The organism is Paenibacillus dakarensis (assembly GCF_001373415.1).
Classification (GTDB): domain Bacteria; phylum Bacillota; class Bacilli; order Paenibacillales; family Paenibacillaceae; genus Paenibacillus_AQ; species Paenibacillus_AQ dakarensis.
In genome coordinates this window covers 44,983-54,376 of record NZ_CDSE01000012.1, presented here as the reverse complement: position 1 = coordinate 54,376, position 9,394 = coordinate 44,983, and the positions used below count along the sequence as shown (strand labels likewise).

Sequence of the window (9,394 nt, the reverse complement as noted above, 5' to 3'; positions counted from 1 at the left end):
ATGCCTGTTATGGCGGTTTTATCTACAGGGTATCTGAGGATAAATCCAAGATCCCAGGCATTCTCTTTCAACCATTTTCCTTCAGGAGCTTGATCAATCGGTTTCAATGTTGAACCGATATCAAGCGATAATCCAACGTTATGCTCACTGTACCCACCGGAAGTGCATAATCAGAGCCAATCTCTTTATAGAGCCTCTGCTGCTCGTCCAGATTACGATAACCGCTGCTGATCATGAAATGCGTAACTCCTTGACGTGCCGCTGCATCAACCATTTCTCCAAATTTCTCAACTACGCCAGTCGATAATTGAATCGTGTTGTCTAACAAGGCAAATCCCTCTGTAAGTTCATTATTGTCGTATAGATTTACAATATCAGCAGGAATACCCGCCTCATTTACCGGATTATCCTTGTTAACCAATAGCAGATTACCTTTATGAATCTGATCTCTTGGAATCGAAACCGTCTCATGGGTCTTTTCAGGCTCCTTCTCCGCAACCTGACTTTCTGTGCTGTCTTCAGCACTTATATCTCTGTTCTGCATGGATTCAGCGGACTGACATCCGATCAGCAGCAAAAAAGCAAGCGAGACAAACCACTTTTTCAAATTCAACAACTCCCTTATGTCTGAACACACTAGCTTAACAACAATAATAAAATATGATTACAACTCTATGTATCACAATTAGAAGTTAAATGAAGTCTACGTCATTTCACATGCCTGAAAATGTTATCATACCTCACAAGCTATTGACAAGCTTCTAAATAGTCCTCCTTTCGTTCAACTGTGATCTTAACGGGTATTAATAAAGTACTGCGTTACATACGAAAAATAAAAGGAGTATAGGAGGCTTCGATGATGGAACAGAAAAATTTCATTCCTAAGGAAGACGGACTCGATAACAGCTTGAGTGTACTAAGAGAGGGATACTTGTACATTACGAACAGAGCCATCGGCTTTCAATCCGATATTTTTGAAACACGCCTGTTAGGTGAACGGGCGATATGTATACGGGGTGAAGAAGCAGCCAAATTAATATATGATTCTGAGAAATTCAAGCGGAACGGCGCAGCCCCGAAGAGAGTATTGAAGACCCTGTTTGGTGAAGATGGTGTTCAGACGCTTGATGGAGAGGCACATCGCCACCGGAAAGCCATGTTTATGTCTGTCATGTCAGGTGAAGCACTTCAATCCATGAGAGATATTACGCGTAAACAATGGGAACTTGCTGTTCGCCGTTGGGAACACAAAGAAGAAATAACGATCTATGAAGAAGCTAAAGAATTATTGTGCCGTACAGCTTGTGAATGGGCTGGCGTGCCTTTGGCCGAAGAAGAAGTTAAAGAGAAGACTGAATGGCTCGGTTCCATGATTGAAGCGACAGCTGCCTTGGGATTCAAGCATATAAAGGGAAGGAATGCGCGTTCCAAAATAGAGAAATGGGTTCAGGAACTCGTTGAAAGTGTACGTACAGGTGCAATGGAACCACCAGAGAATACAGCCTTGTACTCTTTTTCGTGGCATCGGGACCTAAACGGGGAACTTCTCGACAAAAAAATTGTGGCGGTTGAGATCATAAATATTTTGCGGCCTATAGTTGCTGTTTCGATTTATATTTGCTTCACGGCTCTCGCCGTTATTCAACAACCGGAAGAACGGCTAAAATTACAATCGGCAGATGAGCAGCAATTGAAGAACTTTGTTCAAGAAGTACGCCGATTCTATCCTTTCTTTCCTTTTGTTCCGGCACGTGCGGTCAAAGATTTCACCTGGAATGGTTATCAATTCAATGAAGGCGTGCTGACCATTCTTGATTTATACGGGACCAATCACCATCCTGATCTGTGGGAACAACCCGAGTTATTCCGACCTGACCGGTTCAATGACTGGAACGGCAGCCCGTTCAATTTTATTCCTCAAGGCGGCGGGGATCATGATACAGGACACCGCTGCGCCGGTGAATGGATTACACTTGAAATTATGAAGGAAAGTATTGATTTTCTGGCAAATAAGATGAGCTACCAGGTACCCGTGCAGGATGTAAGCTTTAGCTTTCATGATATGCCCTCCCTGCCGCACAGTCATATCGTCATCCGAAACGTCAGAGCTTTAGTTTAAAAATATGTTGATACTCCCTCACCTGCGTGTCACAATATACATAAGGCATGCCGGTAATTGTTTGTCTGCATCACATTAAAACTTAACTTGATATGGAGGCCCTACTTATATGAGAAAGATTAAACTTGGCAGTAGTACACTTGAAGTGCCGGTTGTAGCCGTTGGCTGCATGCGAATCAACTCACTCGATAAGACTGAAGCTGAGCGTTTTGTCCAAACCGCACTGGAAGAAGGCGCAAACTTCTTTGATCATGCCGATATTTATGGCGGCGGAACGTGTGAGGAGATCTTTGCAGATGCAGTACATATGAATGCTACGGTCCGTGAACAAATGATACTTCAATCCAAATGCGGAATTCGTCCAGGCATGTTCGACTTTTCCAAAGAGCATATTCTGAATTCAGTTGATAACATTTTGAAAAGATTGAAAACCGATTACCTGGATGTTCTGCTTCTTCATCGTCCGGATGCGCTCGTTGAGCCTGAAGAGGTTGCTGAAGCGTTTGATCAACTAGAATCCTCCGGTAAGGTGCGGCATTTTGGTGTTTCCAATCAGAATCCGATGCAAATTCAGCTCTTGAAAAAAGTGGTCAAACAACCTATCGTAGTTAATCAGCTACAGCTTAGTATCACGAATGCAAACATGATTTCTAATGGAATCAATGTCAATATGGAGAATAACTCCGCAGTAAACCGTGACGGAAGTGTACTGGATTTCTGCCGGTTACATGACATTACGATTCAACCATGGTCACCTTTCCAATACGGATTCTTCGAAGGAGTGTTCCTCGGTAACGATAAGTTCCCTGAATTGAACAGCAAAATCGATGAAATCGCTGAGAAATATAATGTAAGCAACACCACGATCGCAGTTGCATGGCTGCTTCGTCATCCAGCGAACATGCAGCCTGTCATTGGTACCATGAATATTGAACGGTTGAAAGACTGCATTAAAGCAGCCGACATTCGCCTGTCACGCGAGGAATGGTACGAGATTTATCGTGCAGCCGGAAACATTCTTCCTTAAGGATAATTAAAAACCGCTCTACGGATAATGGAAGCATTATTGCGTCCATTATCCATGAGCGGTTCTTTTTTTACTCAATAATTCCTGTTCGAATCACTTGAATGGTCACCTTACCTTTGATTGTAGACTCCGGAAACTCATCGTGCCATCTTTCCTCCACTTGTGCGGAATTGCCCACCTTACTGCGATAAACCTCCCCAAAGCCAACACAATCGGATTTTAATCTACGAAGCTTATCCAGAAATTCCTGCAGCTGATTCGTTAATTCGATATTTAATTGATTCTCCAGCGCCTCAATCGCGCCTTTCTCATTAAATCTATATTGTTCGGATACTTCCTGAATGTCCACATCAATATCAATATGGGCAGTAAATTTGATATTCTTTCGGTCTACAAGCTTTATCTTCCCTTTGTTCCTGGTCACATTAAACACCACTTTTATCTCATTAGCACCGTCTTCAAGAAATTGATCCATGCCGCTGGCTTTTGTATCTTCTTTCTTTATCTTTAACTCGTACAGATAAGGTGTATTGGAGCCTTTCAGTGTCTTCAGAAAGAAGCCTTCGTTCGGGGTTGCTTCCCCGACGATCTGATTCCTGTGTATTAAAGCAATGCTGCTTAATGTAATTTCTTCTTCTTCACGCTTGATTACAGGGATGGCCATATCCAGTCTGTTTGTTCCTGTGGAATGTGTGAAGTCATGCAAAGTCATATTCGGAACCCAGTTCACACTCGTATTATGATCTAACAAGTCATTTAGTGAAGTTCCTATGTTCGAATAGTTTTTATATGGATGTGTAAGCAAATCTCCTGGAGAACCATCCACAATAGCTATTTTGATCATATCTCCGAAAAACGGGTCACGGCTCAAAACATCAATTTCATGTAACATTTTATACTGAAAGATACCCCGATTCAGCAAAATGACCCGTGTTTGACCTGAGGCCACTTCATATGGAAGCATTTGATTCATCTTGAGACGAGCGCCTTTACTCGTATCTGCCTCAACCGACACGGACCGGCTCATTTCCTTTTGTCCCGATTGTGCTTCGATGAACGTTCCTGTCACTTGAAAAGTTTTATTCTCCTTCGCCTCATACGCCAATGCCACCATTATGGATTGCCGTTCAAGCACACTGGTATGGTGGCATGCAGTAAGAACTAGCAGCAGAACTATTATTAAGCTTAACTGAACTTTTCTCATTGACTGCCTCCTTTTTTATTCGATCGCCTCCGTCCACGAAACTTAAATACAATAAGCACGAGCAAACTTAGGAGAAATGGATATACAAAAGAAAATGCGAGACTTCCCATCCCGATGATTTTGTTTACCTGATCAACGGTTTCATGTCCTTTAATGGTTACAGCAACTCCCATTGCCAATGCAATAATGAACACTAGGGTTGCTTTCTGATTGAGATTCCACATCCGTTTAAACCCTCGAGTTACGACCCATGTGTTTATCAAAATTCCTGTTATAACCACGAGCATCCATACGGAAACCACAATAAACTCGAGTCGTTCCAGAAAAGGATACTTCACAATTTTAAGCATGTTAATGGAAGGCCAGATTGAACGTTCCAATTGATTAGAAGAGAAATATACGATGGAAAGCACCATGATGATTAAATACACAAGATTCGCGAACCCAACCGCAAGCTGTGAATGCAGCATGGCACGCTCTTTATTAACAACGAAAGGATAAATGAACAGAATAATCTCGAAGCCTGCCAAGCTAAAGCTCATTCTGATCGCCCCGTCTATAATATTAGCCGTTTTCGTTTCCAAGACAGGAAGCAGCTGTGACCAAATGGCATATTCCAGCGATGAATGGAACAATAACATGGTGAAAATAATGACAATAAAGCCAAGCAGGCACATGCCTACGATTACTCGCAATCCACCAAATCCTGCAAAGATGATTAATAATGAAATTAACGCGAGAATCACCCACGAAGAAATATCTGGGAAGATCCAGCCTTGAATGACTTCAATATAATTCCTCATGATAATGATGGTAATGCATAAGTAGTACAACATATAGATACAGTTAAATACCGTTCCAATGACTTTGCCATACATGTCAAAGTGAATGCCGTACAAATCTGTCGATTCGTACTTATGAAGTGCCCGAACAATGAACCAAACGAACAGATGTGCAACCAGACCTGCAAGAATAACAGAAATCCATGCATCATGCTTTGCTGTCTCAAAGATGTAACGTTCAAAATTGAATATTCCAACTCCAATTTGAACGTTACATATGAAATAGAACAGGAGATAAGCATGGATCTGACTATTTTTAGGGGGATTTGAAAGTACCTTCATCGCTCAACCTCGCGTTCATTCGTTGTCGTTAGATTTAAACCATCTAGAAATCCATGATTTACTTTGTTGTTTAACGTTGCTTTTGGTGAGATCTGTCTGATATCGAAACTGTGAAGCTTCGGTCACTAGCATGCTGCTGATCAGCCCCGATTTATTTGGAGGATATAGGGGATACATATACGGCTTGCCGTAACTAGTCATCCGCAGCAGATGAATCACTAGAAACGCCGTAAAAAATGTAATTCCAATAAGCCCCAATGCTCCGGCAGCAATTAACATCGGAAACCGGATAACCCGGATGGACGAGCTCATCATATAATTGGGCGTGGTGAACGAAGCAAGCGCAGCGAGTGCAACGAGTAGTATCAGAATATTACTCGTAAATCCTGCCTCTACAGCTGCTTGTCCGATAACAATACCGCCTACAATACCCATCGTTTGACCTACTTTCGTCGGCAGGCGGGCACCGGCTTCCCTTAACAGCTCAATGGAAATCTCCATAATTAGTGCTTCTAATAATGGAGGAAACGGAACACGCGAGCGAGAAGTAATAAGAGGTTCAAGCAGCGGCATCGGAATCATTTCATAATGATAAGTTAATGCAGCCACATACAGTGGAGTTATGAATACAGAGATCACCAAAGCGAGAGCCCGAAGCGAACGGTTAAACATACCAATTCCCCACGTTGAATATCGGTCTTCAACGGATTGAAAGAAATCGGTAAATGTATTCGGACCGATAATGACCTGAGAGTTTCCCTCCACCATAACGACGACCTTGCCTTCCAGAATGGCTTGAGCCGTACGGTCAGGACGCTCCGATAAACCCATTTGGGGAAATACTGAATATTTAGTATCTGTCAACAGTTTGAGAAATAAAGGACTTCCAATTATCCCTTTGATTTTTTTGTTTTTTATTCGAGTGCGGATCAGGTCAACAAACGGATTCTTCTCCTCTTGATTCATGTACAGCAATGTTGCCGTTGTGTTGGTTTCTGAATCCAGCTGCACTTTTTCCTGAATAAGTTTATCGCTGGTTATATAAGCCCGAAGCAAGGCAATGTTCTTCTCCGTCGATTCGCTAAAAGCAATCATGGGACCATAAATGGTCGATTCGGTATCCGCACTGGAAGAAGCTCGCGATGGAATGTTAGTTACATTGACGATTAAGCCTCCGTCTACTCCCTTAAGAAGCACAATAGCAAATCCGCTTAACAGCATTTCTATTGCGTCAGAGAGCTTATCAAATGGCTTACAATCACCAATAGCTATATGATCGGATAACTCCTCCAATGTATTCACATGATCCAGGGGCACTAACCTGCCAATAAGATTCAAGTTCAATTGTGCACTATCAACCATGCCTGCCATATAACCTATAACAATCTGTTTCCCAAGTGGTTTAATGACCAAACCTTCGCTTCCATGCAGCAGATCTTTAAGTTGACTCTCGATTTGATCACTAAAATCCGACATGTTGATCCCACTTTCATCTTTTTATAGATTGAATCCGTATTATTTCTAACTTTCTTTGTTGATGAACTACAGTTAATATGTCCCAGACCTGCTGTTTTAATGCATAATCAGGCTCTGTAATTATTCCAACGAGAAACGGAGTTTATGTATAAATGAATCAGGATCATGACTCAAAAACGAAGCCATTTCTGGATCGTAGCCATCTTCAAGCAAATTGCGAGAACTGCTTCGGCCTTTGCTGTGTTGCACTCCCCTTCTCTGCTTCCGTTGATTTCGCCGTGAGTAAGGATGCAGGACATCCATGCAAACATCTTCAGGATAATTTCCGGTGCAGGGTTCATACAAAACTAAGACAGATAGGCTTCCGCGGCTGTACGGTATATGATTGCTTTGGTGCCGGGCAACAAGTTTCTCAGGTTACTTATGGTGGTCAGGATTGGCGTAACAATCCAAAGTCAGCAGCTGAAATGTATCAAGTCTTCCCGGTCATGTGGCAGCTCCATGAACTTCTCTGGTATCTATCTGAAGCGCTTAGCCTTAATGGGGCTCATCCTATCCATTCAGAACTTCGACTCGCTGAGCAGGATACCCAAAGACTTACAAGTCTGAGCCCACAATTCATTCTGGAACTTGATGTCGCTTCTCATCGTGCCAGCGTCAACACACTTCTTCTAAGAACAAGCGAACTCGTTCGGAATGAAGCCAAGCAGCAGAATCCGAGTCCGGCTTTCAAGCCAAAAATCGAAGGTCGGGGAATCGACCTCATGGGTGCCAACTTGAAAGGCGCCGATCTCCGCTGCGCTAATTTAAGAGGAGCTTATTTAATTGCTGCAAACTTAAAAGGAACGGATTTGAGAGTGGCGGACCTCATTGGAGCTGATCTTCGGGATGCTGATCTTCGGGGCGCCGACCTGACAGGCAGCCTTTTTCTCACACAAACACAGCTTAATGCAGCAAAAGGTGATCATACTACACGAATACCCGCTTCACTTATTTATCCAATGCATTGGAGCCATCACTAGGAAACACAAAGAGCGCTTGATTTATTCAAGCGCTTTAGACCTTAATGTCTTCGACAGCCTCAGGGATTCCTATATTTTAAACATTCCGATCAACGGCATAATTGTCTTAACCATTTTTATACCAACCTGGATATGGGGCATGATTTTCCCGAACATTTCAAAAAGATTCATCCTGCCGCCCCCGCCTTCATTAGCTCCAACTCCAGCTTCCGCTCCTGCTGCGCCTCCACCTCCAAAGCCTCCAAAGCTGCCAAATAGATTACTTAAGAAGCCCGAAATCTGTGCCCGATCTTGAGCTTGATTACTCATAAAGTAATCAGGGAGCCTCATTTCAGGCTGAATTCCGGAAAGAGTAAGTGCATCCTTATTAACATCATTGAGAATTCCAATATAATAACTTCCATCCTTTAAAACAACCATGACCGGCTTCCCCACGTATTGGTCTGTTTCTCTATGACGGCGAGATCTCTTCTTTTTTCCAGCAGACACCTTAATCACCTCGCTTTTTGTGTTCTCATCTATTATGTTATTCATTTGAAGGTCATGTTCTTGTGCCTTTTCAACACCGGTTTAAATAGGGCTAAAGAACAGGTGTCCTCAATAAAACAGCCAAATTTCCGAACAAAAAAGGCTTGCACAGAAATCCATAGACAAAATAAAGACATGGCGGTGCCGGGATATCCTCCCTAGCATCACCATGTCTTTATATTTTGTGTGATTTTCTCGAATGAGCTGCCTCGTTAATCAAGAAATCTACTTTTGAGAAAGCTCAATTATACGGTTTGTTTTTGTAGCTCAGCTGCTGCTGCTTTAACTCTTTCCAAACCTTCAGCAATAATTTCATCTTTGCGGGCAGGGAATGCATTATGACCTTCGATCACAACTTCATTAATGATCTCCATTCCGAATACGCCGCCAATAACATTACGCATGTAGCTCACTGCCATTTCCATTGGAGCTGTTTCAGGCGTTGAGTAAATACCGCCACGAGCAGAAAGCAGAATAGCCTTCTTGTCTTTCATCATCCCAACTAATTGGCCTTCTTCATTATATCTGAATGTAAACCCGGCTTGGTATACATAATCAATAAATGTTTGCAGCTTAGCAGGAATCGTCAGGTTCCAAAGCGGGAATGCAAATACTACGACATCCGCTGCAGACAATGCATCCATTGCTTTTTGTTTCGCAGCAAGCAGACGTGCTTCTACATCGGATAATTCTACCCCGTTTTGAACATTTCCGAATGCGTTAAACAGATCCTGTCCGAAGTATGGCATGTCCTCTTCGTATACATCATAAGTAGTTACATTGGTTCCTTTCATCTCTTCCATGAAAGTCTCGTACATTTTACTAGACACAGCTTCTGCAGCTGGGCGGTTGTTTGCTTTAACAACTAATATATTCATTGTATCTGTTCCCCTG

9 protein-coding genes and 1 pseudogene are annotated in these 9,394 nt (G+C 42.6%); 3 read left to right on the top strand and 7 right to left on the bottom strand.

What is annotated here, in order from left to right; translation table 11 throughout:
* Positions 1–107 (bottom strand): annotated as a pseudogene (locus tag BN1234_RS23035) (D-Ala-D-Ala carboxypeptidase VanY); the annotation flags it as partial.
* On the bottom strand, positions 104–607 hold the full coding sequence (locus BN1234_RS23030; RefSeq protein WP_054955316.1) for a D-alanyl-D-alanine carboxypeptidase family protein: 504 nt from the start codon (positions 605–607) through the stop codon (positions 104–106). The pseudogene BN1234_RS23035 and the gene BN1234_RS23030, both read right to left, overlap by 4 nt.
* A 252-nt stretch (positions 608–859) precedes the next feature.
* On the opposite strand from BN1234_RS23030, the gene cypC reads away from it, so the two are divergent.
* Positions 860–2,119, top strand: a complete 1,260-nt coding sequence (gene cypC / locus BN1234_RS03705; protein ID WP_054955315.1) for a CYP152 family fatty-acid peroxygenase CypC — start codon at positions 860–862, stop codon at positions 2,117–2,119.
* 109 nt (positions 2,120–2,228) lie between these two features.
* A complete protein-coding gene (locus tag BN1234_RS03700) occupies positions 2,229–3,146 on the top strand; it encodes an aldo/keto reductase (RefSeq protein WP_054955314.1) in 918 nt (305 codons plus the stop codon).
* A 70-nt stretch (positions 3,147–3,216) separates the two neighbouring features.
* On the opposite strand, the gene BN1234_RS03695 is transcribed toward BN1234_RS03700, so the two are convergent.
* From BN1234_RS03695 to BN1234_RS03685, 3 genes are read right to left on the bottom strand one after another with little or no spacing between them, the layout of a single operon-like run.
* Positions 3,217–4,350, bottom strand: a complete 1,134-nt coding sequence (locus BN1234_RS03695) for a Ger(x)C family spore germination protein (protein WP_054955313.1) — start codon at positions 4,348–4,350, stop codon at positions 3,217–3,219.
* Complete coding sequence (locus BN1234_RS03690; RefSeq protein WP_054955312.1) at positions 4,347–5,474, bottom strand: GerAB/ArcD/ProY family transporter; 1,128 nt, start codon at positions 5,472–5,474, stop codon at positions 4,347–4,349. Before BN1234_RS03690 ends, BN1234_RS03695 begins: the two co-directional genes overlap by 4 nt.
* A 15-nt stretch (positions 5,475–5,489) precedes the next feature.
* Positions 5,490–6,950 carry a spore germination protein gene (locus BN1234_RS03685; protein WP_054955311.1) on the bottom strand — a complete coding sequence of 487 codons (1,461 nt, stop codon included), beginning with the start codon at positions 6,948–6,950 and terminating at the stop codon, positions 5,490–5,492.
* 152 nt (positions 6,951–7,102) lie between these two features.
* Between BN1234_RS03685 and BN1234_RS03680 the strand changes: the two genes are divergently transcribed.
* Positions 7,103–7,972: a pentapeptide repeat-containing protein gene (locus BN1234_RS03680; RefSeq protein ID WP_054955310.1), complete on the top strand. Its 870-nt coding sequence runs from the start codon at positions 7,103–7,105 to the stop codon at positions 7,970–7,972.
* Positions 7,973–8,041: 69 nt separating this feature from the next.
* Here the strand turns inward: BN1234_RS03680 and BN1234_RS03675 are convergent, their stop codons facing one another.
* Both BN1234_RS03675 and BN1234_RS03670 read right to left on the bottom strand, forming a co-directional pair.
* Entirely contained in the window at positions 8,042–8,461 is a 420-nt protein-coding gene (locus BN1234_RS03675) for an LSm family protein (RefSeq protein WP_170307982.1), read from the bottom strand.
* A 284-nt stretch (positions 8,462–8,745) separates the two neighbouring features.
* A complete protein-coding gene (locus tag BN1234_RS03670) occupies positions 8,746–9,378 on the bottom strand; it encodes an FMN-dependent NADH-azoreductase (RefSeq protein ID WP_054955308.1) in 633 nt (210 codons plus the stop codon).
* Positions 9,379–9,394 lie beyond the last annotated feature (16 nt).

Bases quoted from the DNA above. Each gene is read 5' to 3' on its own strand.
- cypC (WP_054955315.1), top strand. From the start codon at position 860: ATGGAACAGAAAAATTTCATTCCTAAGGAAGACGGACTCGATAACAGC.
- BN1234_RS03700 (WP_054955314.1), top strand. From the start codon at position 2,229: ATGAGAAAGATTAAACTTGGCAGTAGTACACTTGAAGTGCCGGTTGTA.
- BN1234_RS03695 (WP_054955313.1), bottom strand. From the start codon at position 4,350: ATGAGAAAAGTTCAGTTAAGCTTAATAATAGTTCTGCTGCTAGTTCTT.
- BN1234_RS03690 (WP_054955312.1), bottom strand. From the start codon at position 5,474: ATGAAGGTACTTTCAAATCCCCCTAAAAATAGTCAGATCCATGCTTAT.
- BN1234_RS03685 (WP_054955311.1), bottom strand. From the start codon at position 6,950: ATGTCGGATTTTAGTGATCAAATCGAGAGTCAACTTAAAGATCTGCTG.
- BN1234_RS03680 (WP_054955310.1), top strand. From the start codon at position 7,103: ATGAATCAGGATCATGACTCAAAAACGAAGCCATTTCTGGATCGTAGC.
- BN1234_RS03670 (WP_054955308.1), bottom strand. From the start codon at position 9,378: ATGAATATATTAGTTGTTAAAGCAAACAACCGCCCAGCTGCAGAAGCT.